The 18075-nt window shown below is 66.3% G+C and carries 16 protein-coding genes and 1 pseudogene; 6 read left to right on the top strand and 11 right to left on the bottom strand.

Annotation, left to right across the window (positions count from 1 at the left end):
* Nucleotides 1–35: 35 nt before the first annotated feature.
* The 7 genes and pseudogenes from tnpB to E3U25_RS02790 all read right to left on the bottom strand — a co-directional run bounded on the left by tnpB (nucleotide 36) and on the right by E3U25_RS02790 (nucleotide 6405).
* On the bottom strand, nucleotides 36–383 hold the full coding sequence (gene tnpB, locus E3U25_RS02820) for an IS66 family insertion sequence element accessory protein TnpB (protein ID WP_116221258.1): 348 nt from the start codon (nucleotides 381–383) through the stop codon (nucleotides 36–38).
* Between the two features lie 208 nt (nucleotides 384–591).
* Nucleotides 592–750 (bottom strand): annotated as a pseudogene (locus E3U25_RS02815) (transposase); the annotation flags it as partial.
* Between the two features lie 110 nt (nucleotides 751–860).
* The gene (locus E3U25_RS02810) at nucleotides 861–1862 is read right to left on the bottom strand and encodes a 4-hydroxyproline epimerase (protein WP_116221259.1); all 1002 of its coding nucleotides are present in this window, start codon (nucleotides 1860–1862) and stop codon (nucleotides 861–863) included.
* Nucleotides 1863–1948: 86 nt separating this feature from the next.
* Nucleotides 1949–3220 (bottom strand): NAD(P)/FAD-dependent oxidoreductase, encoded by a 1272-nt coding sequence (locus E3U25_RS02805; RefSeq protein WP_116221719.1) that lies wholly within the window; start codon nucleotides 3218–3220, stop codon nucleotides 1949–1951.
* Between the two features lie 62 nt (nucleotides 3221–3282).
* Nucleotides 3283–4173, bottom strand: a complete 891-nt coding sequence (locus E3U25_RS02800; RefSeq protein WP_116221260.1) for a dihydrodipicolinate synthase family protein — start codon at nucleotides 4171–4173, stop codon at nucleotides 3283–3285.
* Between the two features lie 12 nt (nucleotides 4174–4185).
* Entirely contained in the window at nucleotides 4186–5667 is a 1482-nt protein-coding gene (locus E3U25_RS02795) for an aldehyde dehydrogenase (RefSeq protein ID WP_116221261.1), read from the bottom strand.
* Nucleotides 5668–5688: 21 nt separating this feature from the next.
* Nucleotides 5689–6405, bottom strand: a complete 717-nt coding sequence (locus E3U25_RS02790) for a GntR family transcriptional regulator (protein ID WP_072463911.1) — start codon at nucleotides 6403–6405, stop codon at nucleotides 5689–5691.
* Nucleotides 6406–6626: 221 nt separating this feature from the next.
* Here E3U25_RS02790 and E3U25_RS02785 point away from each other — a divergent pair, with 221 nt between their 5' ends.
* From E3U25_RS02785 to E3U25_RS02770, 4 genes are all read left to right on the top strand, one after another.
* Nucleotides 6627–7478, top strand: coding sequence for a glycine betaine ABC transporter substrate-binding protein (locus tag E3U25_RS02785; RefSeq protein WP_036759526.1), 852 nt, complete (start codon nucleotides 6627–6629; stop codon nucleotides 7476–7478).
* An 80-nt stretch (nucleotides 7479–7558) separates the two neighbouring features.
* Nucleotides 7559–8635: a quaternary amine ABC transporter ATP-binding protein gene (locus E3U25_RS02780; RefSeq protein ID WP_116221262.1), complete on the top strand. Its 1077-nt coding sequence runs from the start codon at nucleotides 7559–7561 to the stop codon at nucleotides 8633–8635.
* 5 nt (nucleotides 8636–8640) lie between these two features.
* Nucleotides 8641–9486 (top strand): ABC transporter permease, encoded by an 846-nt coding sequence (locus E3U25_RS02775; protein ID WP_116221263.1) that lies wholly within the window; start codon nucleotides 8641–8643, stop codon nucleotides 9484–9486.
* A complete protein-coding gene (locus E3U25_RS02770) occupies nucleotides 9483–10325 on the top strand; it encodes an ABC transporter permease (protein WP_116221264.1) in 843 nt (280 codons plus the stop codon). The genes E3U25_RS02775 and E3U25_RS02770 overlap by 4 nt, the downstream gene beginning before the upstream one ends.
* Before the next feature lie 861 nt (nucleotides 10326–11186).
* Here E3U25_RS02770 and arcC read toward each other — a convergent pair.
* The 4 genes from arcC to E3U25_RS02745 are packed head-to-tail and all read right to left on the bottom strand — an operon-like array spanning nucleotide 11187 to nucleotide 15801.
* On the bottom strand, nucleotides 11187–12107 hold the full coding sequence (gene arcC / locus E3U25_RS02760) for a carbamate kinase (RefSeq protein WP_116221265.1): 921 nt from the start codon (nucleotides 12105–12107) through the stop codon (nucleotides 11187–11189).
* A 4-nt stretch (nucleotides 12108–12111) separates the two neighbouring features.
* Complete coding sequence (gene argF, locus E3U25_RS02755; protein ID WP_116221266.1) at nucleotides 12112–13113, bottom strand: ornithine carbamoyltransferase; 1002 nt, start codon at nucleotides 13111–13113, stop codon at nucleotides 12112–12114.
* Between the two features lie 12 nt (nucleotides 13114–13125).
* Nucleotides 13126–14352, bottom strand: a complete 1227-nt coding sequence (arcA, locus tag E3U25_RS02750) for an arginine deiminase (protein WP_036759509.1) — start codon at nucleotides 14350–14352, stop codon at nucleotides 13126–13128.
* Nucleotides 14353–14367: 15 nt separating this feature from the next.
* Nucleotides 14368–15801: a YfcC family protein gene (locus E3U25_RS02745; RefSeq protein WP_036759507.1), complete on the bottom strand. Its 1434-nt coding sequence runs from the start codon at nucleotides 15799–15801 to the stop codon at nucleotides 14368–14370.
* Nucleotides 15802–16246: 445 nt separating this feature from the next.
* Between E3U25_RS02745 and kdpF the strand changes: the two genes are divergently transcribed.
* Together kdpF and kdpA are read left to right on the top strand one after the other, a co-directional pair.
* Nucleotides 16247–16333 (top strand): K(+)-transporting ATPase subunit F, encoded by an 87-nt coding sequence (gene kdpF / locus E3U25_RS24975; protein WP_036759505.1) that lies wholly within the window; start codon nucleotides 16247–16249, stop codon nucleotides 16331–16333.
* A 9-nt stretch (nucleotides 16334–16342) separates the two neighbouring features.
* Nucleotides 16343–18028, top strand: coding sequence for a potassium-transporting ATPase subunit KdpA (gene kdpA / locus E3U25_RS02740; protein WP_116221267.1), 1686 nt, complete (start codon nucleotides 16343–16345; stop codon nucleotides 18026–18028).
* The last annotated feature ends 47 nt before the right edge of the window (nucleotides 18029–18075 follow it).

Genomic DNA, 18075 nt, shown 5'->3' with positions numbered 1-18075 from the left:
ATGGCCAATAAAACAAGGAGTTTCAGAAAGATAATCTACCCGACCCGCGCTGGGGGTGCGCCCCAGTCGGGACGCCGCCAGTCGATCCCCTCCCACAGCATGGCAAGCTGCGCCGAGGTCAGGCGCATCGCCCCTTCGCCGCTGCCGGGCCAGGGAAAGCGGCCCCGCTCCAGGATCTTGTAGTAAAGGCAGAAGCCTTGGCCGTCCCAATAGAGCAGCTTCAGCCTGTCGCCGCGGCGACCGCGGAAGGCAAAGACCGCGCCGCTGGCAGGCTTCTGGCGCAGCACGTCCCGGGCCAAAGCCGCCAGCCCCTCGATCCCCTTGCGCATGTCGGTCACGCCGCAGGCCAGATAGACCCTGACACCGGTTCCGGGGCCGATCATGCCGCCTCCACACCCGGATCAACCGCACCAGCACGGTGGGCTCCAGATCCGGTGCAAATCGCAGGCAGCGGCCATTGGCCAGCACCAACTCGACCTGCGGATCGGGGTCGGGCGAGCGGACAGTTGCCTCCGGCAGGGCAGTCTCTATCGGCTCGGGCGTTGAGATCGGCAGGAACAGCGCATCGGCGGTCGGGAACAGCAGCCCCTTCTTCTTCAGCTCGGGCCGCCAGGCGTAGATCTGCTGGCGCGTCACATCATGGCGCTGCGCGACCGTCGCACCATCGGCGCCAACCGACAGCACGATCGCGAGCTTCTCCTCGTCATCCCACCGCCGCCGCCGTTCCAACCCAAGGACATCGCCACGCATCCTGAACCCCGCATAAGAGACGTCGCTAACGACGTCATTATGCACGTCCCATAGCCGATCCGCCAAAACTCAGGCAGGCAGTGCCAACCGGCCGGTTACCTCTTTTCTGCCTAGGCGATCTGGAAGCCGTGTTTCAGCGGGTCGTCGTCATCGACCAGGATGGTGTTGTGGCCGGTGATCCGGGCCCAGCCGCCGATGCTGGGCAGGATGCCGGCATGGTCGCCCACCGTCACCGCCTGCTCGGCCCGGCCCTCGAAGACGGTGCCGATCAGGCTCTTGTTGCGGAAGCTTTCGCCGACCGCCAGCCGCCCCTTGCCATGAAGCTGGGCCATGCGCGCCGAGGTGCCGGTGCCGCCGGGCGAGCGGTCGATGGCCTTGTCGCCATAGAAGACCGCGTCGCGGCCGTCGCAATCCGGCCCGTCCGGGCCGTCGCACCAGACCGCGTGATGGACGCCGCGGATGCGCGCGTTCTCGGGGTGGACGACCTTGTCGCCGATCCCGGCCAGCGCCTCGCGCAGCGCCCGGCTGTGGGTCACGATCTCCGCCGCGGTCATGCCGGTCAGGCCGGGCCAGTTTTCCTGCGGCTCGATCACCGCGTAGAAATTGCCGCCATAGGCAATGTCCACCACCAGCGGGCCAAGGCCGGGCACGTCGACGCGGACATCGGCGCTGTGCAGGAAGCTCGGCACGTTGAACAGCCGCACCGAGGCGACGCGCTCGCCGTCCATGGTGTATTCCACGTCGACCCGGCCGGCGGGGGTCTCGATGGCCAGCCTGCCGGGGATCTTGGGCGTGACCAGCCCTTCCTCGATGGCGACGGTGGCCAGGCCGATGGTGCCGGCGCCGCACATCGGCAGGCAGCCCGAGACCTCGATGAACAGCGCCGCGAGGTCGCAATCCTCGCGATGGGCCGGGTAGATAATGACGCCCGACATGATGTCATGGCCGCGCGGCTCGAACATCAGCGCGGTGCGCACCCAGTCGTGGTCGCGCAGGAACAGGTCGCGGCGCTCGAAGATCGGCAGGTGCGGCAAGAGCGGCGCGCCCCCCGCCACGACCCGGACCGGGTTGCCGCAGGTATGGCTGTCGATGCAGAAGAAGCGGTGGCGCATGGATCATTCCTTGTCAGCGGATTGGGGTTCGTCATGTCAAAGGGCCGGGACGTCCAAGGATGAAGGTTGTCCAGCTCTTTTCCGGTTCATTCGATTCCGGCCCTGCGTTCGCGGATCGCCAAGGTGGCCTTGGCGCCGATCGTCAGGAACGGTTGCGGGGGTAGCTTTTTCGGTGCCGGAAAGTCGCGATAGATGCGGGTCAGGTCGGTCGGGATGCCCATCATTTCCTCTGCCGCGGCAAGGCCCGAGGCGGTGGCGTTCGACGCCCCCAGCCCGTTGCAGCCGCAGGCCGCAAAGACGCCCTTTTCGACCTCGCCCCAGGCCGGGACGCTGTTGAGCGTCACCGCCATGGCGCCGCCCCAGCGATATTGCATCTTCACGTCGGACAGCCTGGGGAAGCGGTGGGCGAACTTCCCGTCATGCACATGGCCGGCCCTTCGCAGCGTGCCTTCGCCGACAGTCATGCTGGGGTTGCAGGTATAGCGCGAACGCACCAGCAGCCGGTCGCCATCCGCGCCCGAGACCCGGCGCAGCGTCGTGCCCATGGGCGAGGACGGCGTCGCCGCCCAGTCCCTGAGCCCGCCAAGGCGGTTCGGCGAGAAAGGCTCGGTCATCGAGGCATAGGTATAGACATGCAGCAGCCGACCCCGGAAGAAGCCGAAGCGCTCGGCATAGCCGTTGTTGGCCAGGACGATCCGTCCGGCCTGGACCGATCCGCCGGGCGTTTTCACCAGCCAACCCGCGCCCTTGGGCTCGAAAGCCATGGCGGGGGATTGCTGGTAGAGCGTGACATTGCCGGCCAGCGCATCGGCCAGCCCACGGATATAGGCGGCGGGCTGGACCATGGCGGTGCCCGGCATGAAGATCGCCGAGGAAAACGCCTGCGAGCCGGTCACATCGGCGATCTCGGCGCGGTCCAGCAGGCGATATTCCTCGCCCAGCTGGTCGAGTTGCCTGGCGTAGTCGAGGATATGGTGATCGCCCTCGGGCGACATGGCGACGTTGTAGCGCCCGCACATGTCCAGCACCTCGCGCGGCCAGCCCTTCTCCTGCGCCAGTTCCACGGCGAAATCGACCGCCCGGCGCTGCAGGGTGATGTGGTCGCGGCTTTTCTGCAGCGCGGTGCCGCCGTAATCCTCGGACGAGACCTCATGCGGCAGGTCGATGATGAAGCCCGAATTGCGCCCCGCCGGGCCGTCGCCGACCACGCCGGCCTCGAGCACGGCGATGCGCAGGCCGGGGTCGATCTGTGCCAGCCGCCTTGCCGCCGAAAGCCCGGCGAAACCGGCGCCGATCACCGCGATGTCGGCGGTGATCGCGGCTTTCAGCGCCGGGGTGGGCTTGCGGGGCGGCAGCATCGCCACCCAGCCCGAGACCCCCGGATGCCGGGGCAGATCGGATGGCTTGATCCGGTGGCTGGTCACGATTGCGCCTCGGATTCGATCAGCCCGCCAAGCGCGGCCCGCAGCACCTCGCGCTTGTCAGCCGAAAGCGGGCTGAACGGGCGGCGGGGTTGGCCCGCGCCATAGCCGGTCATCTCGGCGGCGGCATAGACCGACTGTCCGTAATCGCCCTGCCAGATCAGGTTCATCGCCGGCTCCAGCGCCCGCCAGAACTCGCGCACCTTGCTCCAGTCGCCCGCCTCGGCGGCCTTGACCACGGCGACGCAGGCCTTCGGCGCGAAATTCGCCCCGCCCCAGATCAGGCCCGCAGCGCCGGCATAAAGCGCATAGGGCACCAGCGGATCGGCGCCATTCATCACCGGCAGGCCGGTGCGGATCAGGTCGGTCTGCTGCACCAGGTCGCCGCTGCTGTCCTTGACGGTGACGAAGTTCGGGATCTCGGCCAGCCGGCGGAACAGGTCGGGCGTGATGGCGACCCCCACGACATGCGGGACATTGTAGCCGATGATGGGCAGCCCGCCCTGCGACGCGGTTTCGTAGAAGGCGACCACATCGTCGTCGCTGGTCGGACCCTCGAAGAACGGCGGCAGCAGCATCACCCCGTCGGCGCCGCAATCGGCGGCGTGGCGGGTGCGGGCCACGACATCCTCGACCAGCAGGGCCGAGGTCTGCACGATGACCTTGGCGCGGCCGTCGATGATCCTGGCGCCACGCGCCACCAGCTCGTCGGATTCCTCGCGCGACAGATAGGCATGCAACCCGGTGCCGGAGCTGAGGACAAAGCCGGGGATGCCGGCGGCGATATAGCGCTCCAGGTGCTCCTCCAGCCGGTCGAAGGCGACGCGGCCGTCCGGGTCAAAAGGGGTGGTCACGGCCAGGTTGAGGCCGGGAAAGGCAAAGTCGGTCATGTCGGGTGATCCTTAGTTCAGGTCGATCCAGATTGTCTTGAGCTGGGTGTACTGGTCATGGGCGTGGACGCTGTTGTCGCGGCCGCCGAAGCCCGATTGCTTGTAGCCGCCGAAGGGGGTGGTCACGTCGCCCTCGCCGAAGCTGTTCACCGTCACCGTGCCCGCCCGCAAGGCCCGCGCCCCGCGCAAGGCCCGCTTGCCGTTGGCCGAGAAGATCGAGGCCGCAAGCCCGTAGTCGGTGTCGTTGGCGACCGCGATCGCCTCCTCGAAACTGTCCACCACGATCACCGTCAGGATCGGGCCGAAGATCTCCTCCACCGCCAGCCGGGAATCGCGCGCGGTCTCCACGATGGTCGGCTCGATGAAGCCGGGGCTGACGACATTGCCGCCGACCAGCACGGTTTCCGATTTCGCCGCATCCAGATAGCTGCTGACCTTGTCGAAATGCGCCTTCGAGACAAGCGGACCCACGCGGTTCACCGGATCCAGCGGATCGCCCACCAGCCAGCCGGCCGCCTCGGCCCGGACCTTCTCCAGCAGCCGGTCCCTGATGCCCCTCTGCACGATCAGCCGCGAGGCGGCCGAGCAGTTCTGCCCCATGTTCCAGAACGCGCCGTTCACCACATGCGCCGCCACCGCGTCCAGGTCCTCGGCATCGTCCAGCACGATGCAGGGGTTCTTGCCGCCCAGCTCCAGCACCACCTCCTTGAGGTTGCTGTCGGCCGAATAGTTCAGGAACCGCCGACCCGTCGCGGTCGAGCCGGTGAAGCTGACCATGTCGACGTCCGCGTGCCGGCCCAAGGGCTCGCCCACCTCGCGGCCCGAGCCGGTGACGATGTTCAAAACCCCCGCCGGCAGCCCGGCCTCGGCCGCCAGCTCCGCCACCCGCAGCGCGGTCAGCGTCGTCTCGCCCGCGGGCTTCATCACCACCGAGCAGCCGGCGGCCAGCGCCGGGCCGATCTTCCAGGCCAGCATCAGCAGCGGGAAGTTCCAGGGCAGCACCAGCCCGACCACGCCCACGGGTTCGCGCACCACCATGGCGATATGGTTGTCCGAGGCCGGCGAGACCTGGTCGTAGATCTTGTCGATCAGTTCCGCGTGCCACTTGATGACATGGATGGTCTCCGGCACGTCGACGGTTTCGCAGTCGAAGATGGTCTTGCCGGCATCCAGGCTTTCCAGCACCGCCAGTTCGCGGGCGTGGTCCTGCATCAGCGCGGCCAGGCGCAACAGCACCTCCTTGCGCTCGCCGGGGTGCAGCCTGGACCAGCGCCCGTCCTCGAAGGCGGCGCGGGCGGCGGCCACGGCCAGGTCCACGTCCTGCGCGTCGCAGGCGGCGATCTCGGCCAGCGCCGCGCCCGTCGCCGGGTTGGTGGTGGCGAAGGTCCTGCCCGACAGCGCCGGGCGGAAGGCGCCGTCGATGAAGGCCTGCGTCGGGAAAGACAGCCCGGCGGCGATGGCCCTGTAATCCTCGGTGCTCAGCAGATCGGTCATGGTTTCTCCCAGGTGGCGAAGTCAGCTTGTTGAAGGTATCTCCATCCCCTCCGGGACGGCGTATGCGGCCATGTTGCGCCGCGAGAGCTCGAGATGCGCCTGCACGATGCGGCCGGCGGTCTCGGGGTCGCGGCGCTCGATGGCGTCGATGATCTGGTCGTGCTGCGCGGCGGCGGTGGCGAGTTCGGCCTTGTCCGAGACGTCGTCGCGGTAATAGGTTCGCCCGATCCGGGCATGGTCGATCAGCAGCCGCCGCAGGCTGGGCAGCAGATAGGCGTTCCGGGCGATGTTGCCGATTTCCAGGTGGAAGGCGTCATTGGCGAAGATCCGGGCATCCACATCGCCCCCTTCGACCGCCGCGCGGAATTCGTCCTGGATCCGGCGCAGCTTGGCGATGTCGGCGGGCCGGGCGTTTTCGGCCGCCAGCCTGGTCGAGGCGATGTAGATCATCGGCGCGACAAGATAGAAGTCGCGCAGCGCGTGATAGCTCATCGAGGTGGCGCGGGCGGGACGATTCGCCTCCAGCTCGATATAGCCTTCGCCCGCCATCTGCCGCATCAGCTCGCGCACCGGGGGGCGCGACAGGCCGAATTCCTCGGCCAGTTCCTGCTCGTCGATCACCGCGCCGGGGGCAATCTCCATCAACAGGATCCGCCGACGCAATTCCAAGGCAAGAACCTGTTTCTTATCAATATTTACCAAGCGCGGTTGGGCTGCATCCGACTTCTGCATCGCCATGAAAAGACCTCCATGATCATGTGTAGACAATCTGTAGGCCATTCGTCGGATTCCGTCCTGCGCAAATTATTTGTAGACAGAATGTCTATCGAAAAATAGCGTGTCAATATAATCTTCGCAGACAGAGCGAAGGTTTGATCCGACCGCCGATCCGTCCAGGCGGTGTTCCGTCACAGGTTGGGCCGGCAATGAAGCCCGATCGGACAATCAAGGGAGTGCACATGAAACGACTGATGAAAGCTCTTGCCGCGGCAGCCGTGCTGGGGGTGAGCGCGTTTGCCGCAAACGCCCAGGACAAGGTGATCAAGCTGGGCACCATGGCCTGGGAGGACATGGTGCCGATCGCGGCCGTGGCCAAGAAAGTCCTTGAGAACAAGGGCTATACGGTGGAGCTGACCGAGTTTTCCGAATGGGGCATCGCCTATGCCGCGCTGACCCGCGGCGATGTGCAGGTCATGGCCTCGCAGGTCGACTTTGTCGCCTACGACTATTGGGAAAAGAACAAGAACCGGCTTGAGAAGGTCTCCATCGCCTCGCATGGCCTTTACCAGGGCCTGGCGGTTCCCAGCTATGTCGAGATCAACTCCATCGAAGAGTTGAACGACAGTGCCGACAAGCTGGGCGGCAAGATCGTCGGCATCGAGCCCGGTTCGGGGTTGATGCGCGAGACGACCGATGCGGTCGACAAATACGGCCTGAAGCTGCAGTTGGTCGAGGGCTCGACCGCAGGCATGACGGCCGCACTGAAATCGGCCGTGGACCGGCAGGAGCCGATCGTCGTGACGCTGTGGACACCGACCTGGATGGCCGAGCAATTCGAGATGAAGTTCCTGGCCGATCCCAAGGGCGTGTTCGCGCCGCCCCAGTCCTATAACCTGATCGCGCAAAAGGGCTTCTCGGAAGCAAACCCCGAGGCACGGGAAATCCTGGCCGGTGTCTTCCTGCCGATCGCCGACATTGCGGCCATCAACTCGGCTGTCGCGGGCGGACAAACCATGGATGCCGCTATCCAGTCCTGGATCGACAGCCACGGCCTGCTGCTCGAGCGCTGGTCGAACACCAAGAGCTACTGAGCCACGTCCGGGCCGCCGATTGATCTCCGGCGGCCCAACCATCTGTCATCTCGGAGAAACGGATAGTGACCACAGGAAGCATGAATGCCGGGGAAATCCTGCTCGACTGCCAGTCGGCATGGAAGATCTTCGGCACCCGGGCGCCGGCCGCGATGGATGCGGTCCAGCGCCGCAACCTCGGCAAGCGCGAAGTCCTGCAGGAATTCGACTGCGTCGTCGGCGTATCCGACGCCAGCTTTCAGGTCGGGCGCGGCGAGATCTTCTGCATCATGGGCCTGTCGGGCAGCGGCAAATCGACGTTGATCCGCATGCTGAACCGGCTGATCGAGCCGACCAGCGGCCAGATCAAGGTCAAGGGCCGCGACATCGGTGCCATGAGCGAGCCTGACCTGCGCGAGTTGCGGGCCAAGCATATGGCCATGGTGTTTCAGAGCGTGGCATTGCTGCCCAACCGCACGGTGCTGGAAAATGCCGCCTTCGGGCTGGAGGTGCAGGGCATCCCCAAGGCCGAGCGCAACCAGACGGCCAAGGCCGCGCTGGCCAAGGTCGGGCTGGCCGATTGGATGGAGCGTTATCCGGGCGAGCTTTCGGGAGGCATGCAGCAGCGGGTGGGCTTGGCCCGCGCGTTGACCTCGGACCCCGAGATCATCCTGATGGACGAACCGTTCTCGGCGCTCGACCCGCTGATCCGTCGGCAGTTGCAAGACGAGTTCCGGCAGCTGACCAAGGAACTCGGCAAGTCCGCGATCTTCATTACCCATGACCTGGACGAGGCGATCCGCATCGGCGACCGCATCGCCATCATGAAGGACGGCGTCATCATCCAGACCGGAACCGCCGAAGAACTGATCCTGAACCCGGCCGACGACTATGTCGCCGAATTTGTCGCCGGCATTTCGAAACTGCATCTGATCAAGGCGCATTCGGTCATGATCCCGCCCGCCGAGTTCCAGCGCGAGCATCCGGGCGTCGGGTTGGAGAGCCTGCCCCTCACTTCGCCCGATACCGACATAGACGGGCTGATCGAACTGATGGTCGGCCATCGCAGCGCCGGGCTTGCCGTGGTCGAGGCGGGCCAGATCGCCGGCGTGGTGACGCCGACCAGCCTGCTGCTGGGGGTCAAGGGATCGCAAGCCTCCGAAACCGGGGGGCATTGACCGGCATGGATCCCGCAACGATTGCCAGCAATTTCGACCGCATTGTCGATGATGCGCTGTTCTGGGTCACTGACCATGCCGCGTTCCTGTTCGATGGCCTGCGCCTTGGTTTCGAGGGTTTCTATGGCGCGGTATTCTGGGCACTCGGGGGCTCGCCCTGGTATGTCACCATGATTCTCCTGGGGCTCGCCGGTTGGCGCCTGATCGGCGCCAGTGCCGGGCTTGCCATCGCCGCGGGCCTTGCGGTCTGCGCCTTCATGGGGCTTTGGTCCGAAACCATGAGCACATTTGCCCTTGTGCTCAGCGCGACCTTCCTCGCCCTGCTGGTCGCGTTGCCCATCGGCATCCTGGCCGGTTTCAATCCGCGGCTCAACCGAGCTGCCGAGCCGGTGCTGGACCTGATCCAGACCATGCCGCCCTATATCTATCTGCTGCCCGCCATCGCGCTTCTGGGCTTCGGCCCGGCGACGGCGCTGGCCGCGACGCTGATCGTCGCCATGCCGCCGGCAATCCGGCTGACGGCGCTGGGTATCTCCCGCACCCCGGCCGAGTTCTTGGAACTGGGCAAGTCCCTCGGCATGAGGCGCGGCCAGATGTTCCTGAAGATCCGCCTGCCTTTCGCCGTTCCCAGCATCATGGCGGGGATCAACCAGACCCTGATGATGGCATTCGGCATGGTGGTCATCGCCGGCATCGTCGGCTCGGGCGGGCTGGGCCAGACGATCTATGACGCGATCCGCACGCTGGACATCGCCAAGTCCATCGACGCCGCCATCGCCATCGTGATCCTGACCATGGTCATCGACCGCCTGACCCAAGGCATGGCGCAACAGAAAGGGAGCGGCGCATGACCTTCCAGTTTTCCATCGGCACCTGGCTCGCGCCCTTCGTGGACTGGCTGAACGCCAACCTGCACGGGCTGTTCGATGTCATCGGACGCGTGGTCGAGGCCGTTCTCGGCGCCTTCCAGTCGCTGCTGCTCTATCCGCCGGCCATCGTGGTGATCCTGCTGGTCACGATCACGGTGGCCTTGCTGACCGGCCTGCGGGTGGCGCTGCTGGCCTTCCTGTGCCTGGGCTTCTGCTGGCTGATGAACCTCTGGCCGCAATCGATGCAGACGATCGCGCTGGTCTTCACCGCGGTCGTGGCGGCTGTGGCGATCGCCGTTCCCCTTGGGATCATGGCGTCGCGCCGGCCGCGTCTTGAGGCGGCGCTCCGTCCCATCCTCGACATCATGCAGACCGTGCCGCCATGGGTCTATCTGATACCGGCGGTGATCCTGTTCAGCCTGGGTCAGGTGCCGGCGCTGCTGGCGACCGTCGTCTACGGCATCCCGCCGATGCTGCGACTGACCACGCTGGCCTTTCGCCAGGTGCCCAAGGACCTGCTGGAGCTGGGCCAGGCCATAGGCGCACCGCCCCGCATCATCCTGACGCGGATCGAATTCCCCGCCGCCTTGCCGACGCTCGTCGTCGGCCTGAACCAGTGCATCCTGCTGTCCTTGGCGATGGTTGTCCTGGCCGGGCTGGTCGGCGCGGGCGGCCTTGGCGCCGAGGTTACACGCGGGTTGACGCGGATGGAGATGGGCCTTGGGCTGCGTGCTGGCCTGGCCATCGTCGCCATCGCCCTGCTGTTCGACCGCGTGTCGCGCTCTGCCCTGCAGCGGCCCGCAGGCGGATCGCGCATATAAGGCGATGGATAATTCCTGGTTTTCCCGGTCAAGTGTTTGCTGACGGTGTCGCGCGGTTCGTTTTCGGCCGCGCGGTCCCTTCAGCCGGTAACACCCCATGTAAGCTGAGCAAAAGTTCCTCCACCATACCGGCCTATTGGCAAGCGGCGGGCTGGTGCTGGACGACTGGCCGCCCATTTTCGACGGCTATTTCCTCCACTATCCCAGCCGACAGAACCTCCCTTCCTCATCAACGATGCAGATCGAGGTCTCTTTTACCGATGCATCCAATCCGGCATAATGCTTCATGCTGCGCGTCCTTTCCTGATGCTTGTGGCTGCTTCACACAGACCACGTTCTACCATCAGCCCGAAGCGCAGCACCTCATGGCGTCCGGGGCCGGAAGCAGCCCAAGTCCATTCAGGGCGAGTTGGGCGACGACTTCACCGGCAGGCGTAATGATTGCACCCGGCCCCCACGACACCATGTCGCCACGCTCGCCCGTAACGTCGGAAGATGCCAACCAGAGACCTGCTTCGCGGCATCGGTTCGCACGTTCCGCGTTGTGAACGTCCTTGTAGATTCCGGGGACTGCGTGACGCCGATACGGACCTCCGCCGCCCCCTTATGTGAATTGACCAGCCTTAGCCCCTCTTGCTTCACCGGGTCACATACCACGACCCGCAGCCTTGTCCCGCATCCTTGCCATGATGGTGAGGAATTCGCTGCAGTGCCAGTCGAGCGTCAGCTTTCGGGAGGTTGCGCCGCAGCATTTGCAGGTGCCGACCGTGCGCTCCGGGACCGGATACAGCTGTCTGATCGGTTAGTTAGGGTCTTCGTGACATGGGTTCATCGCCGAGATGAGGAACTGTCGATATGCCCTCACTCACCCGACCCCGAGCGCACCAACGTGCCTGCGCGTCCTTCCAGGATCGCGCGGGCATCCTCCAGTCGCCCGATTCCGGCCATCCTGCCCGGCGATGCCGCGAAGGTGCGGGCGGCCTCGACCTTGGGTGCCATCGAGCCCGCGGCGAAGCGGGCCGGATCCAGCTGGTCGGGCCGCGCCCAGCGGATGGCGCGCTGCTCGGGGGTGCCCCAGCCGTCATAGACCACATCGACATCGGTCAGCATCAGGAAGGCATCGGCCTCCAGCTGCGCGGCCAGCAGGCCGGCAGCGTGGTCCTTGTCGATCACGGCCTCGACCCCCTGCAAGCTGCCATCGGCCCGCCGGATCACCGGGATGCCGCCGCCGCCCGCGCAGATCACCGTGACGCCCGCTTCGACCAACAGGCGCACCGCGCGGATCTGGGTGATGTGCCGGGGGCGGGGCGAGGACACCACGCGGCGCCACTGTCCGGCAGCCTCCTCGGCCATCGGCCAGCCATGGGCGGCGCGCATCTTCCCGGCCTCCCCGGCGTCATAGAGCGGCCCGATGGGCTTTTCGGGCCGGGCGAAGGCGGGATCGTCCGGCGCCACCTCGATCTGGGTCAGCAGCGTAGCCAGCACCGCAGCGCGCGGCAAGGCATTGGCCAGTTCCTGCTCGACCAGATAGCCGATCATGCCGACGCTTTCGGCGCCCAGGATGTCCAGCGGCCAGACCGTCTCGCTGCCATAGGCCGCCGCCTGCAGCGCCAGCAGGCCCACCTGCGGGCCGTTGCCATGCGCGACCACGATCTGGTGGTCGCGCGCCAGATCGGCCAGCGCCCGCGCCGCCTTGCGCACATTGGCGCGCTGCGCCTCGGCCGTCATCGGCTCTCCCCGGCGCAGCAGCGCATTGCCGCCCAGTGCCACCACGACACGCATCGCCCTAGCCCGCCAGGGTGGCGACCAGCACCGCCTTGATCGTGTGCATGCGGTTCTCGGCCTGGTCGAAGACGATCGAGGCGGCGGATTCGAAGACCTCCTCGGTCACTTCCATGCAATCGATGCCGTATTCGCGGAAGATCTTCTCGCCGATCCCGGTCTCGCGGTTGTGAAAGGCGGGCAGGCAATGCATGAACTTGGCATGCGGGTTGCCGGTCGCCTCCATGACCTGGCGGGTGACGCGATAGGGGGTCAGCCTTTCGATCCGCTCGGCCCAGACCTCCTCGGGCTCGCCCATCGAGACCCAGACATCGGTATAGACGAAATCGCAGCCGCGCGCGGCCTCGGCCGGATCCTCGGTCAGGGTGATCCTGGCGCCGGTGGTCGCGGCGATCTCGCGGCAGCGGGCGACCAGCGCCTCCTCGGGCCAGCAGTCGCGGGGCGCGCCAAGGCGCACGTCCATGCCGATCAGCGCGGCACCCTCCAAGAGCGAATTGCCCATGTTGTTGCCGGCATCGCCCAAGAAGCAGAAGGCAAGCTGCGACAGGTGCTTGCGGGTGAATTCGCGCATGGTCAGGAAATCGGCGAGGATCTGCGTCGGGTGGAATTCGTCCGTCAGCCCGTTATAGACCGGCACGCCCGACCATTCCGCCAGCAACTCGGCCTGCTGCTGGCCGAAGCCGCGATATTCGATGGCGTCATAGATGCGGCCCAGCACGCGGGCGGTGTCCTTCATCGATTCCTTCTTGCCGATCTGGGTGCCGGTCGGACCCAGATAGGTGACATGCGCGCCCTGGTCATAGGCCGCGACCTCGAAGCCGGTGCGGGTGCGGGTCGAATCCTTTTCGAAGATCAGCGCGATATTGCGGCCCTTCAGCCGCTGCTGCTCATAACCGCCGTATTTGGCCTGCTTGAGCGAGGCCGACAGCCGCAGCAGGAAGCGGATCTCGTCGGGGGTGAAATCCATGAGCTTGAGGACGCTGCGCCCCAGGAGATTGACGGACATCTCGGACCTCCCCTACGCCGGATCGCGGATCAGCGGGCAGGTCATGCAATGGCCGCCGCCGCGGCCGCGGCCCAGTTCGCCGCCGGGAATGGTGATGACCTCGACCCCGGCCTTGCGCAGCTGGGTGTTGGTGAAGGTGTTGCGGTCATAGGCGATGACCACGCCCGGCTCCAGCGCGATGACGTTGTTGCCGTCGTCCCATTGCTCGCGCTCGGCGACATAGGCGTCGCCGCCGGTCTCGACCACCCGCAGCTTCGGCAGGCCGAGCGCCTCGGCCGCGACCTCGACCAGCGGGCGGTTTTCCTCGCGAATGTCCAGCGTCCAATCCTTGTCGCCGGGCCGGATGGAATAGGGCACGATCCGTTCGGCCACATCGGCAAAGACCGTGACCAAGTCGTGGTCGCAGAAGCTGAACACCGTGTCGAGATGCATCGAGGCGCGCTCGGCCGGCAGCTTGCAGGCGATCACGCGCTCGGCCCCGCCCTGCGCGAACAGGGCGCGGGCAAGCTGGTCCACCGCCTGCGGGGTGGTGCGCTCGCCCATGCCGACCAGCACGGTGCCGTTGCCGATGGGCATCACGTCGCCGCCTTCCAGCGTGGCCAGGCCGTGGTCGCGATCCGGGTCGCCCCACCAGACCGGAAAGCCCGCGTCGCGGAAATCGGGATGGAAGCGATAGATCGCGGCGATGTTCACCGTTTCCAGCTTGCGCGCGTTCCAGCGCATCGGGTTCAGCGTCACGCCGCCATAGATCCAGCAGGTCGTGTCGCGGGTGAACAGATGGTTCGGCAGCGGCGGCAACACGAAATCCCCCGGCCGCAGGGTGGCGGGAAACAGCCCGCCGCCCTCCAGCGGCAGTTCGGCCCGGCTCATCCCGCCCAGCAGGATCAGCGACAGCGGATCGGCGTCGATCTCCATCAGATGTGCGCGCAACTCGTCGGCCAGGCCCACGCCCACGGTGTTTTCATTGACGCGCCGCGCCAGCAGCCAGTCGCGGGCCTCGGGGATGCGCATCGTCTCGGCCAGCAACTCGCGCAGGAAGACGACCTCGGCCCCGCGATAGCGCATGGCATCGACGAATTCCATGTGATCGGTCCGCGCCTGCTTGACCCAGATCACGTCGTCGAACAGCAGCTCATGGCAATTCGAGGGCGTCAGCCGCGCCAGCGCCGAGCCGGGGCGGTGGACGAGAACCCGGCGCAGCTTGCCGATTTCCGAATGGACGCCATAGGGGATGGACATGTTCGCTCTCCGGTTTCAGGCGATCAGGGCGCCGATGCTGAGGCAGGCCATGATGATGACCGTCAGGATCACCAGCAGCGGCCACATGAAGCGCAGCCAGCGCTCATAGGGCACGCGCCCGATGGCCAGCGCGCCCATGACCACGGCGAAGGTCGGGTTGATCAGGTTCACCAGCCCGTTCGCCGACTGATAGGCCGTCACCACCAGGTCGCGCCCTACCCCGGCGAAATCCGCGACCGGTGCCATGATCGGCATCGACAGCACCGCCAGCCCCGACGAGGACGGCACGAAGAAGGACATCAGCACCTGCAGCCAATACATCACGTTGATGAAGGCCACCTCGCCCAGGCCTGCGACCGACATCTCGGCCCAATGCAGGATGGTGTCGGTGATGCGCCCGGCATCCATGATGACGACGATGCCGCGCGCCAGCCCGATGATCAGGGCCACGCCCAGCAGGTCGCGCGCGCCATCGACGAAGGAATCGACGAAGGCCTTCTCGCCCGGTCGCACGACCAGCCCGACAAGGATGGCCGAGCCCAGGAACAGCGCGCTCATCTCGCCCATCCACCAGCCGCCCATCAGCACGCCCCAGACCATGACCAGGAAGGTCAGCCCGAAGATCGACAGGACGATCTTGTGGATGGTGGTGAATTCGGTCTTGTCGCCCTGATGCCCGCTGAGGAAATGCGCCTCGTTCCGGGCCTTCATGTCGTAGACCAGCGATTTCGACGGATCGCGGCGGACCTTCTCGGCGTAGCGCATGACATAGATCACGCAGGCCAGCCAGCACAGGACCAGGATCGCCAGCCGCAGCACCAGCCCGCGCGTGAAGGGGATCCCGGCCGCATCCGAGGCGATCACCGTCGCGAAGGCGTTCACGGTCGAGCCCAGGACGCCCACGCCCGCCCCCAGCAGGATGATCGCCACCGCCGTCACCGCATCATAGCGCGCGGCGATCATGATCGGGATCAGCAGCATGTAGAAAGCCAGCGTCTCCTCGGCCATGCCGTAGGTGGTGCCGCCCAGCGCAAAGAGCCCCATCAGCACCGGGATCATCCATTTCTCGCGTCCCGCCAGCGCGGTCATGGCATGGCCGATCCCGGCATTGATCGCGCCGCTGGCGGCGACCACGCCGATGAAGCCGCCGATCACCAGCACGAAGACGGCCACGTCGATGGCATTGGCCTGATAGCTGTCGGGATCGTAGAGCCCGGCGATGGGCGCCATCAGCACATCGGTGATGCCCTGCGGGTTCGGCTCGGTCTCGGCATAGGTGCCGGCTACGGGAACCTCGCGGTCCAGCGCCTCGTTCATCTCGCGCTGGTACTGTCCGGCGGGCACGATCCATGTCAGCGCGGCGACCAGGATGATCAGGCCGAACAGGATGGTGAATGCGGTTGGGAAACGGAACTGTCGTTTCGCGGGCGTTTCGGGCGTCTTGTCCATGATTGCCTCCGGTGGCTGGAATGGCAGCTGGCGCAGCGTCCTGCCGGTGCTGGCCACTGGGGCGGCGCGACATCGCCGCTGTCGAACTCATCCGAAAACTGCAGGGCCGGCGATCGATGACCTTGCGAACTGTACCAAGTGTTTCGGAAATCCGGCGATGCCACTTTGACTCAGATCAACCAGCAGGAAGTTACAAGGCTCCTTTGGGGCTACCGCTTCCTGGTTCCGCCCAAGCGCAGTCCCACGCGACATGATCTTTACGCCGGATTTACGCCTGCGCCCTGAAATCCGCATAGCCCCTTGACGCGCCGCGGACAGATATTGGCCCGTATCGAAACTGCGGGAGTCCTGCCATGGCAGACATCGTCTATCTTGCGCTCGGCGTGATCGGCATCGGCGGTTTCGCCGCGGCGCTGCGCCTGATCGACAGGTCGTGAGGGCGCATATGGTCGACCTTATCCTGGGCCTCGCCGTCTCGGCGGGGATCTTCGTCTTCCTCATCCTCGCGCTCTTGCGCCCGGATCGGTTCTGAGGCGCGCAGATGCAAGACCTGATCGGATATGTCCTGTTCTGCGCCGTATTGACGGCGGGCGGCTGGGTGCTGGCGCCGTTCATGGCCCGCGTCTATGCGGGCGAGCGCAGCTTTCTTTCCCCCGTGCTCGGCCCCGTCGAGCGCGGGCTCTATCGCCTTTGCGGCATCGACCCCGGCGTCCGGCAAAGCTGGCGCGGCTATGCGCTGGCGCTGCTCGCCTTCAACCTTCTGGGCTTCGTCGCGCTTTACCTGATCCTGCGGCTGCAACAGTTCCTGCCCCTGAACCCCGAGGGCATCGGCGCGATCAGCCCGGACCTTGCCTTCAATACCGCCGCCAGCTTCGTGACCAACACGAACTGGCAAGCCTATTCGGGCGAGGCGCAGCTCAGCCATCTGTCGCAGATGGCCGGGCTGACAGTGCAGAACTTCGTCTCGGCCGCGACCGGCATGGCGGTCGGCGTCGCGGTGATCCGCGGCTTCACCGCACCCAAGGGGGTGGGCTTGGGGAACTTCTGGGCCGACATGACCCGTTCGGTGCTTTATGTGCTGCTGCCGCTGTCGGTGATCCTGGCGATCCTTCTGATCCTGCAAGGCGTGCCGCAAACGCTTCTGGGCGGGGCGCATGCGACCACGCTGGAGGGTGCGCAGCAGGTGATCCCGCGCGGCCCCGTCGCCAGCCAGATCGCGATCAAGCAACTCGGCACCAATGGCGGCGGCTTCTTCGGCGCGAACTCGGCCCATCCGCTGGAGAACCCGACGGTGCTGTCGAACATGGCGCAATGCTTGGCGATCCTGCTGATCCCGGTCGGCTTCTGCTTCCTCTTCGGGCGCATGGCGCGGGACCGGCGCCAGGGCTGGGCGATCTATGCCGCCATGGGCGTGCTGTTCCTCGCCGGGCTGCTGGCGATCTGGCTGGGCGAAAGCGGCGGCAACCCGGCGCTTGGCCTTGCCAGCAACCTGGAAGGCAAGGAGATGCGCTTCGGCACCGGCCTCTCGGCGCTTTGGGCCGAGGTGACCACGGCCGCCTCGAACGGTTCGGTCAACGCCATGCATGACAGCTTCATGCCGCTGGCGGGCATGGTGCCGATCATCAACATGGCCATCGGCGAGGTGATCTTCGGCGGCGTCGGCTCGGGGCTTTACGGCATGCTGCTTTACGTCGTGCTGGCGGTGTTCCTGGCCGGGCTGATGGTCGGCCGCACGCCGGAATACCTGGGACGCAAGATCGAGGGGCGCGAGGTCACCCTGGCCATGCTGGCCTTCCTGTCGATGCCGCTGGGCATCCTGGTCGGCGGCGCGATCTCGGTCACCGTCCCGCCGGCGGCCGCGGCCATCCAGGAGGCGGGGCCGCATGGCCTGTCCGAGACGCTTTATGCCTACGCCTCGGCGGTCGGCAACAACGGCTCGGCCTTCGCGGGCTGGGGCGCGGCGCTGCCCTGGCAGACCACCGCGCTGGGGCTGCTGATGATCCTGGGCCGTTTCGCGATCATCGTGCCGATGCTGGCCATCGCGGGCTCGATGATCGGCAAGCAGCAAAGCCCGGTCACGGCGGGCACCTTTCCGACGCATGGGCCGCTGTTCGTCACGCTGCTGGTGCTGACCGTGGTGATCCTGGGTGCGCTGACCTTCTTCCCGGTCCTGGCACTTGGCCCGGTCGCCGAGCAGACGGCGCTGAGCGCCGGCCAGACCTTCTGACAGCGCAGCCCCGCCCGCACGGGGCCGCGCCCTCTCCCAAGCAAGGA

The sequence above is a fragment of the Paracoccus versutus genome, from assembly GCF_029909795.1.
Lineage (GTDB): Bacteria > Pseudomonadota > Alphaproteobacteria > Rhodobacterales > Rhodobacteraceae > Paracoccus > Paracoccus versutus.
This window is presented reverse-complemented; position numbering and strand designations above follow the sequence as displayed.

Excerpts from the sequence above, each read along its gene's own strand:
- E3U25_RS02775 (WP_116221263.1), top strand. The coding sequence starts at position 8,641 with ATGGATCCCGCAACGATTGCCAGCAATTTCGACCGCATTGTCGATGAT.
- E3U25_RS02770 (WP_116221264.1), top strand. The coding sequence starts at position 9,483 with ATGACCTTCCAGTTTTCCATCGGCACCTGGCTCGCGCCCTTCGTGGAC.
- E3U25_RS02790 (WP_072463911.1), bottom strand. The coding sequence starts at position 6,405 with ATGGCGATGCAGAAGTCGGATGCAGCCCAACCGCGCTTGGTAAATATT.
- E3U25_RS02795 (WP_116221261.1), bottom strand. The coding sequence starts at position 5,667 with ATGACCGATCTGCTGAGCACCGAGGATTACAGGGCCATCGCCGCCGGG.
- arcC (WP_116221265.1), bottom strand. The coding sequence starts at position 12,107 with ATGCGTGTCGTGGTGGCACTGGGCGGCAATGCGCTGCTGCGCCGGGGA.
- arcA (WP_036759509.1), bottom strand. The coding sequence starts at position 14,352 with ATGTCCATCCCCTATGGCGTCCATTCGGAAATCGGCAAGCTGCGCCGG.
- E3U25_RS02805 (WP_116221719.1), bottom strand. The coding sequence starts at position 3,220 with ATGCTGCCGCCCCGCAAGCCCACCCCGGCGCTGAAAGCCGCGATCACC.
- E3U25_RS02745 (WP_036759507.1), bottom strand. The coding sequence starts at position 15,801 with ATGGACAAGACGCCCGAAACGCCCGCGAAACGACAGTTCCGTTTCCCA.
- E3U25_RS02810 (WP_116221259.1), bottom strand. The coding sequence starts at position 1,862 with ATGCGCCACCGCTTCTTCTGCATCGACAGCCATACCTGCGGCAACCCG.
- E3U25_RS02800 (WP_116221260.1), bottom strand. The coding sequence starts at position 4,173 with ATGACCGACTTTGCCTTTCCCGGCCTCAACCTGGCCGTGACCACCCCT.
- tnpB (WP_116221258.1), bottom strand. The coding sequence starts at position 383 with ATGATCGGCCCCGGAACCGGTGTCAGGGTCTATCTGGCCTGCGGCGTG.
- kdpF (WP_036759505.1), top strand. The coding sequence starts at position 16,247 with ATGGTCGACCTTATCCTGGGCCTCGCCGTCTCGGCGGGGATCTTCGTC.
- E3U25_RS02780 (WP_116221262.1), top strand. The coding sequence starts at position 7,559 with ATGAATGCCGGGGAAATCCTGCTCGACTGCCAGTCGGCATGGAAGATC.
- argF (WP_116221266.1), bottom strand. The coding sequence starts at position 13,113 with ATGTCCGTCAATCTCCTGGGGCGCAGCGTCCTCAAGCTCATGGATTTC.
- E3U25_RS02785 (WP_036759526.1), top strand. The coding sequence starts at position 6,627 with ATGAAACGACTGATGAAAGCTCTTGCCGCGGCAGCCGTGCTGGGGGTG.
- kdpA (WP_116221267.1), top strand. The coding sequence starts at position 16,343 with ATGCAAGACCTGATCGGATATGTCCTGTTCTGCGCCGTATTGACGGCG.